This window comes from Neobacillus sp. GCM10023253 (assembly GCF_042653105.1).
GTDB classification, from domain to species: Bacteria; Bacillota; Bacilli; order Bacillales; family Cytobacillaceae; genus Neobacillus; species Neobacillus citreus.
Window position 1 is genome coordinate 174,266 of record NZ_JBHSHV010000012.1, and the last position, 16,456, is coordinate 190,721.

Genomic DNA, 16,456 nt, shown 5'->3' on the forward strand with positions numbered 1-16,456 from the left:
TGGGACTAAAGGTACCAAAATCAAATTTCTATTGAAAAGTTATTCATACAGCTTTACAATAGATATGTGAATTGTATTTTCCATCACAAATGGAAAATAAGTAAGCATATTACTTGTTATTTTACTGGGAGGTTTTTTTCATGGCAAAGTATACAATTGTTGACAAGGAAACTTGCATCGCGTGTGGCGCATGCGGCGCTGCTGCACCAGATATCTATGATTACGATGATGAAGGTATCGCATTCGTAACACTTGACGATAACGAAGGTATCGTTGAAATTCCAGATGTTTTAATCGATGACATGATGGACGCTTTCGAAGGCTGCCCAACTGATTCTATTAAAGTTGCTGATGAGCCATTCGACGGTAACCCAACTAAATTTGAATAATCTTTGACTGAAGATATTCTTAAGCTGCTACCCCCCGCCTAATATAAGCCGGGGGGTTATTTTTTTCGATAAAAAACAGAGGCCCAAGTTTTGCAGCCTCTGTTCGTTTTAAGCATTTTTTACTGAAAATTTATTTAGCCATGCCTGCATCCGAATAAATAGAAGCATGAAAATGATCGACATCATTACGCCCTTTAAGATATTAAAAGGCAAAATCGCAGGTACGACGAGGTTCCGCATATCAGGGAAACCCATTAAGGCCGTATAGGCAGGTAAAATAATAAAGTAGTTGGCAATACTCATCACAACAGCCATTATTATAGTTCCAGCTACTAGGGCAAGTGTCATTCCCTTTTTTGATTTCAATTTATTATACAAATAGCAAGTCGGCAGAATAAACACAATCCCTGCTGCGAAATTGGCAAGGTGGCCAATAGGAATGCCTGTCGGGCTCCCTGTTGCAAAATAATTTAACATATTCTTAAACAATTCTACTAAAATTCCTGCCACTGGTCCGAAAATCAGCGCAGCAATCAAAGCAGGAATATCACTAAAGTCCACAAACAAAAAATTAGGGAACATTGGCAGCGGAAAGTTTAAAAACATTAATAAATATGCGATGCTGCTCAGCATCCCGATTGAAACCATTGCTTTTACCTTTGTGTTCTTCATTTTCTTCATTTTCCTCTCTCCTTTTTGATCCATCACGTTAGGAAGAGAGATTCAGCTTTTATAGGTACGCAAAATAAAACTCCCTCAAGATTGAAGCTTGAGGGAGTAAATTTAGGTACGCTTAATAAACATTCGATCCAAGAAAATTTTTCGAATGCCTGCAGAACCTCCATCTTCTCCCATCCAGACTATACTGTCGGCTTTGGAATCACACCAAATCCTGCCCAATTAGGCTCGCGGGCTGAAGAGTTATACTCTAATACCGCCGATCGGGAATTTCACCCTGCCCCGAAGATAGATCGATATAAAATTATAAGTTTATTATACTGAAAATCAGTCACTTTGTTAAGTTAAAGTTATTTTCCGTTTTTTAAATATTTAGATAAAAAAACACCCGCAGCAATAGGCTGCGGGTTAAAAAGTTTTAATTTACCGGATGATTAAGACTTGATTAGGCTTGATTACATCCGTGTTTAGGTTGTTGATTTCCTTTAATCTTGCCACTGTCACATTAAACTTTTGGGCAATGGAGGACAAGTTGTCACCATTTATTACAATATATTGGTTTACAAGCGGCTGCCCGCTGGGTTCAGGAATATTTTGCGGACGGCTGCTTACCTCCAAAACATCCTTGCCACTGGCTGCAATTCCGCCCTGAACCGCTTCACCAACATCGGCATCTCCCAATAGGAGTTCCGGATTAATGGCAAACTTTTTGTCATATCTCCATTCTAATTGGTGTGATTCAAAATGAAGATGGGTGCCGGTAGCCTGACCGGTCCTTCCCATTGTTCCGATGGCCTCCCCCCGCTTAACCATTTGACCTGGTACAACGGCCCGTTTGCTTAAGTGGGCATAAACCGTAACGAAATTGCTTGGGTGCTTGATAAATACAACCTGACCATATGTATTGGAATAATAAGACTTGATCACAGCCCCATCTTCAACTGTCAAGACCGGAGTGCCATATTTTCCGGCGATATCGATTCCTTTATGCTTACCCTGTCTTGTCCCATATGTATCAGAAATAACACCATCCGCCGGCCAAATCCATCTCTCCTTCTCCGTTTTCGCCTCAGGCAATCCTGCAGCTTCCGAGTGTCTCCCTCCGAGAAACAACAAACCTACACAAATCGCCATGATAATGGCAATAAAAAACCTCTTTATATAGTCATGCATTTCACTATTAATCCTCCTTACATCTTGTCCATACCTCACCATATGTTCTTATACTCGTGTTTAGAACATATGGGGAGGCATGGGACGGCCTGACCATATTTGTTATAATTTGGAGTCAATTGCTATTTTATGCATAAAAAAATCAACCGTTTTGGTTGATTTTTTTATCATTTCTCGATTGTCCGAAGATTTGGGGCCGCTGGCACCTTGATTTCTTTTGTTAAATCAAACGGGCCAATATTTGGTGCGGGAGGATTGCTCACAACCACTTTTTCAAATCCGAATTCTTTTGCCGTTAAAAGGATGGCCTCCATCGACCAGACTGCCAACCGTTCATCTTCTAAACTGGTATCTTTCGCAAAAGTGATGGTTAACGTGTTATCATTTGCTGTTACATCCTGAATTGCCAAATTTGGCAACAAAGATCTTTGTAATTGATATTCCTCTACCACTGACTTCATCGCATCAATTGCAGCCTTAATATCCTTATATGATTCAGGTGTTGGCACCAAGAACGGAACATCACTGCCATTAGGATAGTAAAAGAGGTAGGCATGTTTTTTCACATCAGTGATGGTCAGTTTTTCTAAAAAGTCATTGCTTAGTTCGATTCCAGGTTCGCCATTTGTGGTGAACTCAATCGTTTTGACGCTGCTATTGGAAGAAATATCATTTTTTAACGCACCGAGAAAAATTTGTTCCGTTGCACTGCCTTGGCGGTATGGATGGTCTGAAGGTACATCGACAATAACAGTTTCATTAGCATTATCATAATGCAATGTTGCCTGGAGCGGATAAAATTCACTTAGGCCCCATTCCGATTCATTTAGGTTTGCCATATGTTCATTATATAGGGTAAGCCAGTCTTTTCCTTCAGTATTTTTGACTATAGTTGATACTGGTACTAGATTTAGCGCCTGATTATCGGGGATCCAATAGGTCAACACGACGCCGTCTTTAATTTCATCATCATAAACAGCCGTTTTCCCGGCATGATCGTTTTGCCCTTCGGCTTTCTTTAATGTTGAAATTTGACCCGTTTGCGATTCCTGATTGGCCATACCGCCCGCATCGCTATTATCCTTGGCAATTTTCGCTTCTTTTGTTGATTCTTGTTTGGCATTATTGATTGAATAATGATTCGTATCCATAAACTTAGGAGCCAAAATAAAAAATAAAAATAGTGCCGCTGCAGCTGCAATACCCGGCAGGAGCCATGAAACAGTTTTCCGTTTTTTACGTGAAAGGTTTTGGTAAATGTCACGAGGATGGCGATAGTCTTGTATTTTAGGCATCTGTTTTAACAAATCTATGAGCTCTTTATCGCTCCACTCTGACTTTCTCACTACTTCCCTCCTCCCTTCGGTAAAATGTTTCCATGTGCTTCTTTAATACCTTCAACGAGCGATGCTGGGTCGTTTTGACTTTACTTTCTGTCCATCCTAGAGCCTCTGCTGTCTCCGCTATTGACAAATCGTGAATAAATCGTAATATAACGACGGCCCTTTGGTCCACGGTACAGTATTCCAAGCATTTATATACCCATTTAATTTCTTCTCTTTGAACAGCCATTTCCTCAGGGATAGGATGGTCGTCCTTTACCTGATTTGAAGACCAATCAAATTTCTCAAGGATTCTTTCCTTCCAGCCCTTTTGCTTTCGAAAATAATCAATCGCAACATTTCTCGCAATCGAAAAAAGCCAGGTTTTTTCGCTGCTTTTTCCTTCAAAGCGATTATAAGACTTAAACACTCTAATATAAACCTCTTGAACAAGATCCTCCGCCTGCTCTCTGTTTCTAACCATATAAAAAAGAAATTGAAATACATCATGGTGATATTTTTGATAAAGTTCATCGAAAACGGAGTCCAACTTTTTCCCCTCCCCGTTCAAAATATTAGTCGATGTTTATGTATAAAAGGTTACACTTTCTTAAATATAGACTTTTTTGGGATGAAAAGGAAGGTATTTAATGGAAAAATAAAAAGAGACTGGCGCGAGTAGCCAGCCTCTTAAAAATGTTCCTTGTGAATCAATAGAAATCGGCAAAATCCATGGTCATTTTACGATTTTCGTGGGAGTATGAAGGAAAATGTCGTTCCCTGTTCAACTTTACTTTGAACGGAAATATGTCCACGATGGGCATCAATGATATTTTTGGCAATAGCCAGTCCTAGACCTGTTCCTGACCTGCCGCGGGTTCGTGCCTTATCAGCTTTATAAAATCGTTCAAAAACAAACGGTAAATCTTCCTCAGGAATCCCTGTTCCTGAGTCCACAACATCCATTCTGACGCCCTTGTCCTCGGAAGCGACTTTTAAGGTCACAGAACCATCTTTCGGGGTATGCCTGATCGCATTATCAATTAAATTCGTAAGAACCTGTTCAATTCGATCAGGGTCCATTGTAAAGGTTGGTATGTCGTTGTCGATTTCAACCAGTAATTGAATTCCATTATCTTTGGCTAACCCTTGGAATTTATGAATAATCCGTTTGATAAAAGTAGAGATATTGACCTCTTCCATTGTTAATTGAATATGACCAGCTTCCATTCTTGCCAAATCCAGCAATTCATTGACAAGTCGGCCCATTCTTAGCGATTCATCATAAATGACTTTTGCCATTTCTTTTTTCTCTTCCTGTGTTTCCGCGATATCGTCAACAATCGCTTCGCTGTAGCCCTGAAGCATGGAAATTGGCGTTCTCAGTTCGTGTGAAACATTGGCAATGAAGTCTCTTCTCATTTTCTCCAATTGCCGTTCCTCAGTCATATCCCTTAAGACCGCAACTGCCCCGCGAATAAACCGATTACTGTACAGCGGGCTAACCAGTATGACCCAATGGCGTCCTTGCAGGGAAATTTCCCCGATCTGCTCTTTTTCTGTATCAACTGCTTTTTGAAAAAGATTCATGACTTGAGAGGGAATGGCTTCCGATCCGGAGATAACCCCTTTCTCATAATACCAATATTGAAGAAAGCGGTCTGCCGGAGGATTTGTGATTAAAATCGTTCCATCCCGGTTGAAGGTAATAACCCCATCAGCCATACTGCTTAGGATGCTCGCCAACTGCTCTTTTTCCTGATTGAGCGCGTTCATATTAAACTTTAATTGCCGGCCCATTTGATTAAAAGCAGTAGCCAGTTCACCAATTTCATCATGGGTCAAAATAGGGACCTTTGTATCAAATTTCCCTCTTGCCACCTCAAATGCAGCTTCCCGCATTTTCCTTAACGGTGCGGTTATTCTTGTGGACAAAAAGAATGCGAAAATGGTTGTAAGAATAATGGCAACACCAGCCACAAGCAAAATAAATTTGGTTGCTGACCGGGATGTTTCCTGCATGACCCTTAAAGATTGGTAAATGAACACTGCCCCATTTTGATTTCCGGAGAGTTTAAGCGGCACCCCGATGATTGAATAATTGGCGGCAGTGCCAGCGCTATTTTTTTCGGATGAAAGATTGGAGATTTTCTCGACCCGTTTATTTTTGTGTAATACACTTGATAACTCGGGATCGTTCCGAATATCATCAATCGTTAATTTATTTCCTCCCTTTGTGTTTGGAGAATAATAAACTTCATCACCTTTTATAATGACTACTTTGGTGACATCATCAATGATTTCCCACGAAATTTCCAAACCGAGCGGCCATTTATCTGCTGGATGCTCCTCCAGTACAGTGGCAATTTTTTCGGCTGTATGGGTCAAATCATTCTTTGTTTCATTAATATTATAGTTTTGAAAAAACTCAAGGAGCATCACTGTTAAAATAAACAGGACAAATGAAACTAATAAAATGATGGTAAACCAAAGCTTACCGACTACACTTCTTAAGAAGGTCATTCATTTACTACCTCAAATTTGTAACCTACTCCCCAAACGGTAACAATCATTCTAGCAGCTTGTTCCGAAACTTTATTTAGTTTTTCGCGAAGACGTTTTACATGTGTATCAACTGTCCTTAGGTCACCGAAAAACTCATAATGCCATACTTCCTTTAACAGCTGCTCACGGTCAAATACTTTGTCCGGTGCTTTGGCAAGAAAATATAACAGCTCATATTCTTTAGGCGTTAAGCTAACCTCTTTACCATCAGCAGATACCCGGTGGGCATCATTATCTATTGTTAAATGAGGAAATACAATGACATCCTTTGTTGTTGTCTCCGTTTGCAGGAAGGTAGTTTGTGATGATCGTCTTAACAGTGCTTTTACCCTTAGTACTACCTCACGCGGGCTGAATGGTTTAACGATATAGTCATCCGTACCGACTTCAAAGCCCTGTACCCGGTTCACCTCTTCACCCTTTGCCGTTAACATGATAACAGGAGTCGCCTTTTTCTCCCTTAATTCGCGGCAAACCTCAATGCCATCCTTGCCAGGCATCATTAAATCCAAAAGAATGACATCATAATCATTAGCCAACGCTTTCGCTAATGCTTGATTACCATCCTCTGCTTCATCAATTAAAAAATCTTCGCGCTCTAAATACATTTTTAATAATCTGCGAATTCTTTCTTCATCATCTACAACTAAGATTTTAACGTCCTGATCCATTATTAATCCCCCCATGTTGTTTATTTTACAAAATGGTCTCCATTTTTGCTATATGTTGAAAGCTAATAAATCCGATAAAAAGTGTCAATAATTTGACAATGTTAATTAAGACAAATAATTTTTTACTATTATTTGAAAAAAGCCCTCACTTAATCAAAAGTGAAGGCTAAATTTTGACAGTTATCCTGCGTAAGAATGAAGTCCGGCTATGATGAGGTTGACAGCGACAAGGTTAAACATGATGATAACAAAGCCGATTACGGCAAGCCAAGCAGACTTCTCTCCATGCCAGCCCTTTGACAGACGAAGATGCATGAAGGCGGCATAAAATAACCAGGTTATTAATGCCCATACTTCCTTAGGGTCCCAGCCCCAGAAACGGGACCAAGCCATTTGTGCCCAAATCATCGCAAATATCAGTGCTCCCAGTGTAAAAACAGGGAATCCAATTAATACAGAACGATAGCTAATCTCATCAACAAAATCAAGGTTTATATTTTTAACCAGCGGTTTAAGAGCGGCGGAAATTCGCTTTCTAATAATCAGCCTAATAAGTCCGTAAAGGATAATTCCACCGATCAATGACCAAATGACCGTGTTTAGTTTTTTGGCATTAACAATAGCTGGCATCTCAACCAATGGTTTAAAGCCATCCTTTGTCAACAGTTCCCCTTCATGAGGTCCTGTAATGGCAGGCATCGTATATTCGACAACTGCCTCGTTATCATGCTTATCAACCCAATTAAATTTCTCATGGTACCCCATTCCGGAGAAGATTGAAGAAACGGCTACAAAGCCCAAAACCGTAACTAAAGAAAACATAACCGCTTCGAGCCAAAAGGTTCGTTTACTGGATTTGGTTTGATCAATGGCTTTTACTAAATAGATAAGACCTGCAGCAAAGCTTATTGCCAAAATGGCTTCCCCGATTGCAGCAGTGGTAACATGAATATGCAGCCAATAGCTTTGCAGGGCCGGTATTAATGGAGTAATATCCCTTGGGAACATACTAGCATACGCGATGACCAGGATGGCTACAGGCATTGTAAACAGACCAAGCAGCGTCGTGCGGTATATAAAATAAATCACGATAAACGCGCCGACAAGGGCCATTCCAAAGAATGTCGTAAACTCAAACATATTACTGACCGGTGCATGTCCGGCCGCAATCCATCTGGTAATAAAATAGCCAAGCTGAGAAACAAAGCCCACGATGGTTAGAAATACAGCAATTTTTCCCCACTTATTCGTTTCTTTCTTTTCAGATAAACCTTTTTTCTCCTTGATTGAACCGCCGAAAAACAGCGTCGCTATTAAATATAGGATAAAAGCGACAAACAATAGATTACTGCTTAATGCTGCCAACTATACTACCTCCTTAACCTCTTTGTCCCTTTGAAGCTGATCCTCCGGCATCGTCAATTTAGTGCCTGCTAGAATAGTTTCAAGCTCCCGTTTCATGCCGTACCAATTCTTGTTTGTATGGGCGGCAATCCAGACCTGCCCGTTTTTGCGCTGAACCCAAATACGGCGGTGGTTCCAGTAGGCACCTTGAATAACCCCAATCATGAAAATGATTCCGCCAATAATGAACACCCATAAAGAGGAATCCTTTCTAACAATAAATCCGGAAACATTTTTTGTCTCAATTCCCTTGAAGGCCAGTTTATAGGTATTATCACCAAACGGTTCAATAGTCTGTCTGATGGCTACAAAGCTTGTTTCCCCTTTTGGCTTATCCGGTGTATTCATCCGGAAAATGAAGGCCGGATTATTAGGTACCCGCGATTTTGTTGATGGTTCCCCGTTATCGTCAAATTCGAAATCCGGGAAATAGTTTAGAAGTTCCACTGAATAGCCATTACCTAAATCGTACTTCTCCTGCGGGTTAGTTAAGTCAACCTTCACCTCGCCAAAAGCTTGATTTGTGCTCTTATTAGTGAGAGTAAATGTCATCGCTTTAAATTCAGTTTTAAAGGAAGATTGAAAGACAGAGTAACCATCGAAGGATAGTGGCTGATTTACTCTAATCTTATATTCCTCTAACTTCTTTAACTTCGGCTTTTCCCCTGGGATTTTCTCTCCCTCCCGCTGATACAGAACGACGTTTGATTGATAGTTCTTCACAACCTCGCCTGCCCGGTTAAGTGCCTTTTCGAAAGTCTTATTGTTTTTATCGTAATGTTCTAATATAAATTGATTATTTTTAATATAATATTGTTCATTCGTTTCCGGAACTAATGCTGTTTCCCCTTCACGAACCCAAAGGTCCTCATTTACATAAAACCCAGGGATAAAGCGCAGCATTCCGCCAAATAAGAAAATTATTAGTCCGATATGGTTTATATATGGACCCCAACGGGAAAAACGATTTTTCTCTGCAAGAATATCGCCATTTTCTTCACGGACATGGTAGCGTTTTGCCTGCAAATGTTTTTTCACCGTTTCAAAGTCGGTTTGCTCAGCCTCGGAATTTGTGCCAAACACCCGCTGGCGTTTGAGAAATCCCTCATGTCTTGTGACCCTTTGTGCTTTTAATGCTTTATACAAAGGAACTACCCTGTCAAGACTGCAAATAACAAGGGAAATGCCAATCATGGCGATTAATAATAAATACCACCATGACCCATACAAATCATGAAAGCCTAGCTGGTAGTACAATTTTCCGAACCAGCCGTATTCCTGCTCGTAATAGACATCCGGCGGCAGATTGATATACATTTCCTGAGGCAGAATCGTGCCCAGAATAGAAGCTACCAGCGTGATAACAATCAGCCAGACGCCAACCTTTACAGAGGAAAAGAAGTTCCATATTTTATCAATGATGGTTTTGTTATAGGTTTGCGAGCGGCGCGCACTGCCCTCATAGCGCATATCAAGAAGTTCTTTCTTGTTGTCTGTTTCATCCAGCACCTTACCGCAGGCCTCACATAACACAGTGCCGTGCGGATTCACATGACCGCATTCACATTTTACATCGTTCATTTAAAAAAACTCCCAACAACCTTTAAGGTTTAATTTTCTCCATAAACTCCCTTACCATTTTTTCCGTCATTTCGCCGGTATGATATTTCACAACTTCTCCGTTTTTATCGATTAGAAATGTTGCTGGCAGCGGGTTAATACCATAGGCTGTCATGACTTCTTTATCGGTATCGATCATAATCGGAAATTCCAGCTTATAATGCTCAGCAAATTGGTTTACTTGCAGCTCGGATTCCTGAATATCAATTGATAAAACTTGAACCCCTTTGTCTTTATATTGTTGGTATTGATTATTGATATATGGCATCTCTTTCTTGCATGGTGGACACCATGTTCCCCAAAAGTTTAAGAAAACTCCCTGACCGCGGTAATCGGACAAACGATGTTTATTCCCGTCCATATCCGTTAATACAAAATCAGGAGCTTTTTCCCCAACGGCTACCTTTTGTTTCGTATCCTTTGTCAAATTGGCATATAGGCTGTAAGCAACGGCAGCACCGAGAATAAGCAGAATAATCGTTCTCATCACCAATCGCCGTTTTTTCATTCGAATCTCCTCCATTTACTACAGAGCACAGTTAGTCTAAATTATATCATTTATCAATGTACCCACAGTGATTACGACAGAATCTAATTGTGACGATTCTATGAATTTTTTTGCCGCTTCGATACATCCAAAGCAAGTGCCCTTATCTGCTTCACCTCATGGGTAGTTAGTTCTCTAGCTTCTCCTGCCCTTAGCCCTGTTAAGGTTAAAAATCCATAACGCTCCCTCTTTAACTTCAAAACTTCATGGCCGATTGCCTCAAACATTCTCCTTACCTGACGGTTTCTGCCTTCGTGAATAATAATCTCAACGATAGAGGTTTGTTTTTTCTTATCAGTTGACAGCAGCTTCACTTTCGCCGGCGCTGTTTTTCCATCCTCTAAACGGATTCCTTTTTCTAGCTTTTTAAGATTTTCCCTTAAAGGAAGGCCTTTTACTTTTGCGACATAAACCTTTTCGATTTCGTTCTTAGGATGCATTAGTAGATTGGCAAATTCGCCATCGTTAGTAAGCAGCAATAACCCAGAAGTATCATAATCCAGGCGCCCCACAGGGAAGATTCTTTCTTTTATAGCCGGAAAGAAATCCGTTACTACCTTTCGGCCTTTTTCATCGCTGACACTCGAAATAACCCCTCTTGGTTTATATAATAGGAAGTAAACAGGCACCTCTTTCTCAAGCGGTATTTCATTTACCTCTACTTTATCGGAGGGTGAAACCTTTACACCAAGCTCGGTGACGACTTTTCCATTTACTTTTACCCTGCCCTCTTTGATCAGTTCTTCCGCTTTCCTTCTAGAAGAAATTCCGGCGCGGGCAATTACTTTCTGCAATCTTTCCATTCTTTCACCTCAAAAAATCTATCCATAGTATAGGGAACAAATATAATTTTGCTATAGTAATAATTCTTATTTTAAAAATGCATTTGTTCTATCCTACTGAATTATGACACAAATTCTCCACTTTTCAAAGTCTAAGCGGCAGTGCTCATTAAATACAAAAAAACAGGCTCTGTAAAGAACCTGCTTTTTGTTTTTTCTGGGCTATTTTTTTGATTGTCCCTGCTAATGGGCCTGTTGATTTCCGCTACGGGCACTCGCTTTCCGCGGGGAGGTCCTGGAGCCTCCTCGGCGCTAAGGCGCCTGCGGGGTCTCCAGTGACCTCTATATCCCGCAGGAGTCGAGTGCCCTCCGCTCCAATCAACAGGGAGGCAAATCAATCTAAGTATTGCAACACACATTTTCCATCCTTGATAAGTGTGAAGCAATCTTTTTCATATTTTACAGACTGCAGTAAGAAAAGCACGTGTATATATTAATCAAGTTAAGAAAAGTGGTTGTCTATAATAAATTCATATTTCTTTGGCTAAACTCTTTTGGCTTAAACATTGAAATTACAACTTATTTTTACTATTTATTGTGAGTTTAAGTTCTATATTGAATACACCTGTTGATTGGCGCGGAAGGCGCGAAGACTCCTGCGGGAATACGGGGCTGAGGAGACCCCGCAGGCGCTTCAGCGCCGAGGAGGCTCCCCGGCACGCCCGCGGAAAGCGAAGCGCCTCGGGACAGGCAAAGAGCAGCCTGTCCCTGCGATGATTATTCAAGGAAGCTTTCCTTAGTGGAGCGCCAATCAACAGACCTATTGTTATGCCTTTATATTTATAAAGCGTTGATTAATGAAAAAAATAAAAAGGCTATCGAAAGTTTTTCAACAGCCTAAGAAACGTTATACAAGAACCTGCTTTTTGTTATTTTGTTCCGAAAATGAAGGAGACGACGATGATGGATACGATGATACCGACTACGTCTGCCAAGAGACCTACTTTTAAGGCATCACCCATTTTTTTGATGCCGACTGCACCGAAATAAACAGTTAAAACATAGAAGGTCGTGTCGGTGCTCCCCTGCAATACGGACGCTAGTCTGCCAATGAAGGAATCCGGTCCGTACACAGCGATTAAGTCACTGGTCATACCCAAGGCTGCCGTACCGGAAATGGGACGAATCAATAATAACGGAACGATTTCTGCTGGTACACCCATCATCTTCATAAATGGACGAAACCAATCCATGATGGCGTCCAGTGCACCTGATGCCCGGAAAATGGAGATGGCCACCAGCATTCCGACTAAAAACGGGATAATCGAAACAGCGATTTTTATCCCTTCCTTACCGCCCTCAACAAAGCTTTCGTAAGTCGGCACCTGTTTAATGGTGCCATAAATCAGGATAAAGCCTATTAATAAGGGTATAAATGTCAAAGATATTAATGAGATAAATTCCATAAATGATCATCCTTTTCGGCTTCTGCGATAATAGAAGTAACGGTCGATGAGAACGGCCCCTATCGCCGAAAGGATGGTGGCAATAATGGTTGGAACAACAATTTCGGTAGGGGATGTTGAATGATATGTCATTCTGATAGCAATGACGGTTGTCGGGATAATGGTAATGCTCGCCGTATTAATCGCCAAAAATGTGACCATGGACCTTGAAGCCGAGTTTTTTCCGCCATTTAACTTTTTTAGCTCCTCCATTGCTTTGATGCCAAGCGGCGTTGCGGCATTCCCAAGGCCAAACATGTTGGAAATCATATTTGACAGCATATATCCCATCGCTGGATGTTGGACTGGTACGTCCGGAAACAATATCTTTACAAGCGGGCGAAATAATTTAGCCAGTTTTTCAAGAAGTCCTGATTCTTCCGCAATCCGCATCATTCCAAGCCAAAAGACAAGCACGCTGATCAGGCCGATACATAAGGTAACCGCTTCTTTCGCCCCATCAAATACCGCCCTGTTTACATCCTCAATGGTCCCATTAAACAGGGCAAACACAATCCCAATGACGGTCATTCCAACCCAGATATAATTAACCATGCGCGTTCACACCTATTAGTGAAAAAAATATTTTTTTAACACTTTCGAACAGACCCTTCTCCTTTTTCGGCAAGCTTTGATAGTAAATAGGCGATTCCTCTACGGCCCTTCCATCCAAATAAACAATAGCTTTTCCGACTACTCTCTCTTGTTTATTTTCATCATCCCATTTTTTATCAGGCTTGTTTAACTTATACTTAATGCTGAATAAGTCCATCTCTTGGCTGGTTGCCGGGTAAACAATTGATTTCTTTAAGAACAAATGATTTTGAAAATATTTCGGACTTTTGATATCAATTTTTCCTTTTGTTAAAACTTCTGCCATATCATAATCTTTAAATCCGTATTCATACATGGAAATATGATCATCCCAATCATTTGGGTCGTTCAAGGTGACCGCGATTAAATTCATATCACCTTTTGCCGCTGTCGTTACCAGCGTCCGCTTGGCCCGTTTTGTATAGCCTGTCTTACCTCCGGTTGTATATTTATATTTTGTTAATAACCGATTTTTGTTCTTCCATACCCTGTCCCAGCTTTCGGTTGGATTAGGAGCGCGATGCACCTTTGTGCCGGAAATTTTTTGATAGATTTTGTTATGCATCGCATAACGTGTCAAAATGGCCATATCATAGGCGGTTGAATAATGGTTTTCATGGTCATCCAAGCCATGGGGATTTGCAAAATGAGTGTTTAACATGCCGATTTCCTTTGCCTTTTGGTTCATTAAAAAAGCAAAGCCATCGACACTTCCACCGACATATTCGGCGATGGCAACAGCTGTATCATTTCCGGACCGCAGCATTAACCCATAGACCAAATCCTCAAGTTTTATTTTTTCACCCGGCTTCAAGTACACGGATGAGCCCTCTGCACGGACTGCTTGTTCACTTACCTTTACATATTGATCTAGTTTTCCAGATTCGATTGCTAGAATCGCGGTCATAATTTTCGTAATGCTGGCGATTCGTCTTTTCGTAAAAGCATCCTTTTCATAAAGAATGCGGCCGGAATTTTGCTCAATTAGAACCGCACTAGCAGCACTAACATCAAAGGAAGCCTCGGCTCTCTGAGGATGATTAGCGGCAAATAGTGAGACTATGAGGCAAAAACAGGCTATTTTCAATATACTTCTCATTAGATATACCTCGTCCTCCTCGTTATTTAGTAAATTTTATGCAAGACAAAGTGTGATATGACAAAAAAGAAAGCGGCGGCGCCGCTTCCTTGTCATAGGGGAGACCATTTCGTGTCCACTGTTTTTTCAAATCTCATTTCTACATCGTGCCAGTTTACAACATTCCACCAGTTATTGATGTACTCGGCCCGGTTGTTTTGATATTGAAGATAATAGGCATGCTCCCATACGTCTAGGACAAGCAGTGGGATGGTATCCCACTGTGTCAGCAGCATGTGCCGTTCCGTTTGTAAAATTTCCAAATGGTGTGCTCTTGGCGACCAAACCAATAACGCCCAGCCTGACCCTTCAACCTGTTTGGCGGCCTCGGTGAAATGGTTCTTAAAAGCCGTGATGGTTCCGAAATAATTGGTGATTTCCTTTTGCACTAATCCGTACGGGTTCCCTCCGCCATTTGGACTCATGTTTTTCCAAAATATCGAATGAAGATAATGACCGGACCCGTGGAACGCCAGCTCCCTTGACCAATGCTTGACGAGGGAAAAATCGTTTCTTTCCCTTGCTGATTTTAGGTTTAACTCTGCCTTGTTTAAACCCTCAACATATGCACGGTGGTGCTTATCATGGTGAAGCCGCAAGATCTCCTCAGAGATATATGGCTCTAACGCGTTATAAGGATAGGGCAGCTCGGGTAGTTTATGACCTCCCGGTGGGATTTGTTTTTCAATTGCCCAAATGGTCCCTATCTCCTGGTCACGTTTTTGGCTAAAATAATTTTCCAATTTACCATGGATTTGTTCAGCTCTTGCCTGAAGACCGATCAGTTCTTCATTGGAAAGCTCTTTTCTTGAACCTTCAATCATATCCGTAAATTCATCAAGTTCATCCCATAATTCAGAGTTTTGGCTGACCCGTTCGGACTGCAGAAAATGACGCATCTGCTCATTCCATTTAAATAATTCATTTACATACCCGCTAAACCGGCTCATTTTCTCCCCTTCCTTTCCGCTGCACGAGTCTCCCTAAAAGGTATGAGGAAATAAGGTCGGTAAGAACAAGAGAAAAGGCTGACCTTTGCAGGACAGCCTTAAAATATTAATTATTTGGATTGAATCATCTTCGTGCGATAATCTGTTTCATAATATTCCAGTTCTTCTCTTATGCGCTGAAACTCACCTTCCAAGCTTTTTACCAATTGCTGGATTTGTTCGGCTGCAGTCCGGTAAAACTTGATAGAATTTTTCCCGGTATAAGCAGAACGGCTGTTTTCAAACCAAGCATCATTTTTTGGTGAGAAGAATTCTTCGATGCATTGATGATAAATCTTATACAAGGTTTTCTCAGCAGCAGCTTTTTGAAACGGATCTCCCTGCAAAATAACCGTACATGCTTCGAAACCCTCCTCGCTGTACACAGCAAGCTTTCTTAACGTTGAAAAGATTAATTTATGATAGTTAACTTCTTCCTCATTTTCTACTTGCAATTGTGAAATTGTTGTTTCATTTAAAAAATCCCCAATCGCGGTAATGGTCTTTGCAAGGAAATTTTTGACATCGTGTAATTGTGAATGAACTAATGAATTCCCCATCTTAACCCCTCCTATGTCTAATTAGGCTGCAAGATAAACTCTAGCGGCGAACGCAGCTGATAGCCGTTTTTTTGCTTTAGGCTTGAAAAGATTTCCGGCAATTTTTCGAAATTGATACCTTGAAAATAGGAAGCAAATTCTTGCTTGGAATTAATATAAAGCCGTTTGCGCCCGCGTAAGCCTGGATTTTTCAATAAACAAACAAGGGCAACAACATCTTTAAAGCTCACCTCAAGTCCATCTTGGGCAAAAATGGGATTTTGCTTAAATGGAGTAAATTCTTGAAAAATAGAATCAAAATAACGGACATACAAAACATGCAATGTTTTTTCAGTCCCATCTTCCACAAATGTTATCTCACTTCTGTTAAAGAAATCCTCTGAAGTATTGGATTTTTCTTTTTCTAATTCATACCCTTTACATTCTTTAATCAGCAACTTAAATCCCGCTCCTTGTAAATATGCTTAAACCATTGTTGCATAAAAAAATATGGATAGCTTTATTTTATCACATATTCTC

18 protein-coding genes and 1 riboswitch are annotated in these 16,456 nt (G+C 40.8%); of the genes, 2 read left to right on the top strand and 16 right to left on the bottom strand.

From position 1 onward, the window contains the following. Positions 1–140: 140 nt before the first annotated feature. Positions 141–389 carry a ferredoxin gene (locus tag ACFPA1_RS14895; protein WP_042355233.1) on the top strand — a complete coding sequence of 83 codons (249 nt, stop codon included), beginning with the start codon at positions 141–143 and terminating at the stop codon, positions 387–389. Between the two features lie 108 nt (positions 390–497). Here ACFPA1_RS14895 and ACFPA1_RS14900 read toward each other — a convergent pair whose 3' ends face one another. From ACFPA1_RS14900 to rluB, 10 genes are all read right to left on the bottom strand, one after another. Then, entirely contained in the window at positions 498–1,061 is a 564-nt protein-coding gene (locus tag ACFPA1_RS14900; RefSeq protein WP_213145306.1) for an ECF transporter S component, read from the bottom strand. 167 nt (positions 1,062–1,228) lie between these two features. Continuing rightward, a riboswitch (FMN riboswitch) is annotated at positions 1,229–1,361 on the bottom strand. Positions 1,362–1,490: 129 nt separating this feature from the next. Then, positions 1,491–2,240, bottom strand: a complete 750-nt coding sequence (locus tag ACFPA1_RS14905) for a peptidoglycan DD-metalloendopeptidase family protein (protein ID WP_378583975.1) — start codon at positions 2,238–2,240, stop codon at positions 1,491–1,493. 167 nt (positions 2,241–2,407) lie between these two features. After that, positions 2,408–3,586: a negative regulator of sigma-X activity gene (locus ACFPA1_RS14910; RefSeq protein ID WP_378583977.1), complete on the bottom strand. Its 1,179-nt coding sequence runs from the start codon at positions 3,584–3,586 to the stop codon at positions 2,408–2,410. Beyond that, complete coding sequence (sigX, locus tag ACFPA1_RS14915; RefSeq protein ID WP_213144994.1) at positions 3,561–4,133, bottom strand: RNA polymerase sigma factor SigX; 573 nt, start codon at positions 4,131–4,133, stop codon at positions 3,561–3,563. The genes ACFPA1_RS14910 and sigX overlap by 26 nt, the downstream gene beginning before the upstream one ends. 170 nt (positions 4,134–4,303) lie before the next feature. Then, positions 4,304–6,085 carry an ATP-binding protein gene (locus ACFPA1_RS14920; RefSeq protein WP_213144993.1) on the bottom strand — a complete coding sequence of 594 codons (1,782 nt, stop codon included), beginning with the start codon at positions 6,083–6,085 and terminating at the stop codon, positions 4,304–4,306. After that, complete coding sequence (locus ACFPA1_RS14925; protein ID WP_213144992.1) at positions 6,082–6,798, bottom strand: response regulator transcription factor; 717 nt, start codon at positions 6,796–6,798, stop codon at positions 6,082–6,084. Before ACFPA1_RS14925 ends, ACFPA1_RS14920 begins: the two co-directional genes overlap by 4 nt. 180 nt (positions 6,799–6,978) lie before the next feature. After that, complete coding sequence (gene ccsB, locus ACFPA1_RS14930; protein WP_213144991.1) at positions 6,979–8,163, bottom strand: c-type cytochrome biogenesis protein CcsB; 1,185 nt, start codon at positions 8,161–8,163, stop codon at positions 6,979–6,981. Further along, complete coding sequence (gene resB, locus ACFPA1_RS14935) at positions 8,164–9,783, bottom strand: cytochrome c biogenesis protein ResB (protein WP_378583978.1); 1,620 nt, start codon at positions 9,781–9,783, stop codon at positions 8,164–8,166. Between the two features lie 22 nt (positions 9,784–9,805). Continuing rightward, positions 9,806–10,330, bottom strand: a complete 525-nt coding sequence (resA, locus tag ACFPA1_RS14940; protein WP_378583979.1) for a thiol-disulfide oxidoreductase ResA — start codon at positions 10,328–10,330, stop codon at positions 9,806–9,808. Between the two features lie 98 nt (positions 10,331–10,428). Next, positions 10,429–11,172 carry a 23S rRNA pseudouridine(2605) synthase RluB gene (rluB, locus tag ACFPA1_RS14945; protein WP_213144988.1) on the bottom strand — a complete coding sequence of 248 codons (744 nt, stop codon included), beginning with the start codon at positions 11,170–11,172 and terminating at the stop codon, positions 10,429–10,431. A gap of 611 nt (positions 11,173–11,783) precedes the next feature. Here rluB and ACFPA1_RS14950 point away from each other — a divergent pair. After that, positions 11,784–11,951: a hypothetical protein gene (locus ACFPA1_RS14950; protein ID WP_378583981.1), complete on the top strand. Its 168-nt coding sequence runs from the start codon at positions 11,784–11,786 to the stop codon at positions 11,949–11,951. 129 nt (positions 11,952–12,080) lie between these two features. On the opposite strand, the gene ACFPA1_RS14955 is transcribed toward ACFPA1_RS14950, so the two are convergent. The 6 genes from ACFPA1_RS14955 to ACFPA1_RS14980 form a co-directional block, all read right to left on the bottom strand. Then, positions 12,081–12,617, bottom strand: a complete 537-nt coding sequence (locus ACFPA1_RS14955; protein WP_378583982.1) for a spore maturation protein — start codon at positions 12,615–12,617, stop codon at positions 12,081–12,083. A gap of 6 nt (positions 12,618–12,623) precedes the next feature. After that, positions 12,624–13,211, bottom strand: coding sequence for a nucleoside recognition domain-containing protein (locus ACFPA1_RS14960; RefSeq protein ID WP_213144986.1), 588 nt, complete (start codon positions 13,209–13,211; stop codon positions 12,624–12,626). Further along, positions 13,204–14,349, bottom strand: coding sequence for a D-alanyl-D-alanine carboxypeptidase family protein (locus ACFPA1_RS14965; RefSeq protein WP_378583984.1), 1,146 nt, complete (start codon positions 14,347–14,349; stop codon positions 13,204–13,206). The genes ACFPA1_RS14960 and ACFPA1_RS14965 overlap by 8 nt, the downstream gene beginning before the upstream one ends. A 92-nt stretch (positions 14,350–14,441) precedes the next feature. Continuing rightward, on the bottom strand, positions 14,442–15,338 hold the full coding sequence (locus ACFPA1_RS14970; RefSeq protein ID WP_213144984.1) for a superoxide dismutase: 897 nt from the start codon (positions 15,336–15,338) through the stop codon (positions 14,442–14,444). A gap of 110 nt (positions 15,339–15,448) precedes the next feature. After that, complete coding sequence (locus tag ACFPA1_RS14975; protein WP_213144983.1) at positions 15,449–15,937, bottom strand: YpuI family protein; 489 nt, start codon at positions 15,935–15,937, stop codon at positions 15,449–15,451. A 17-nt stretch (positions 15,938–15,954) separates the two neighbouring features. Beyond that, positions 15,955–16,374: a hypothetical protein gene (locus tag ACFPA1_RS14980; RefSeq protein WP_213144982.1), complete on the bottom strand. Its 420-nt coding sequence runs from the start codon at positions 16,372–16,374 to the stop codon at positions 15,955–15,957. Positions 16,375–16,456 lie beyond the last annotated feature (82 nt).

Excerpts from the sequence above, each read along its gene's own strand:
- resA (WP_378583979.1), bottom strand. The coding sequence starts at position 10,330 with ATGAAAAAACGGCGATTGGTGATGAGAACGATTATTCTGCTTATTCTC.
- ACFPA1_RS14925 (WP_213144992.1), bottom strand. The coding sequence starts at position 6,798 with ATGGATCAGGACGTTAAAATCTTAGTTGTAGATGATGAAGAAAGAATT.
- ACFPA1_RS14895 (WP_042355233.1), top strand. The coding sequence starts at position 141 with ATGGCAAAGTATACAATTGTTGACAAGGAAACTTGCATCGCGTGTGGC.
- ACFPA1_RS14965 (WP_378583984.1), bottom strand. The coding sequence starts at position 14,349 with ATGAGAAGTATATTGAAAATAGCCTGTTTTTGCCTCATAGTCTCACTA.
- ACFPA1_RS14900 (WP_213145306.1), bottom strand. The coding sequence starts at position 1,061 with ATGAAGAACACAAAGGTAAAAGCAATGGTTTCAATCGGGATGCTGAGC.
- ACFPA1_RS14970 (WP_213144984.1), bottom strand. The coding sequence starts at position 15,338 with ATGAGCCGGTTTAGCGGGTATGTAAATGAATTATTTAAATGGAATGAG.
- ACFPA1_RS14975 (WP_213144983.1), bottom strand. The coding sequence starts at position 15,937 with ATGGGGAATTCATTAGTTCATTCACAATTACACGATGTCAAAAATTTC.
- ACFPA1_RS14905 (WP_378583975.1), bottom strand. The coding sequence starts at position 2,240 with ATGCATGACTATATAAAGAGGTTTTTTATTGCCATTATCATGGCGATT.
- ACFPA1_RS14955 (WP_378583982.1), bottom strand. The coding sequence starts at position 12,617 with ATGGAATTTATCTCATTAATATCTTTGACATTTATACCCTTATTAATA.
- resB (WP_378583978.1), bottom strand. The coding sequence starts at position 9,783 with ATGAACGATGTAAAATGTGAATGCGGTCATGTGAATCCGCACGGCACT.
- rluB (WP_213144988.1), bottom strand. The coding sequence starts at position 11,172 with ATGGAAAGATTGCAGAAAGTAATTGCCCGCGCCGGAATTTCTTCTAGA.
- ACFPA1_RS14920 (WP_213144993.1), bottom strand. The coding sequence starts at position 6,085 with ATGACCTTCTTAAGAAGTGTAGTCGGTAAGCTTTGGTTTACCATCATT.
- ACFPA1_RS14960 (WP_213144986.1), bottom strand. The coding sequence starts at position 13,211 with ATGGTTAATTATATCTGGGTTGGAATGACCGTCATTGGGATTGTGTTT.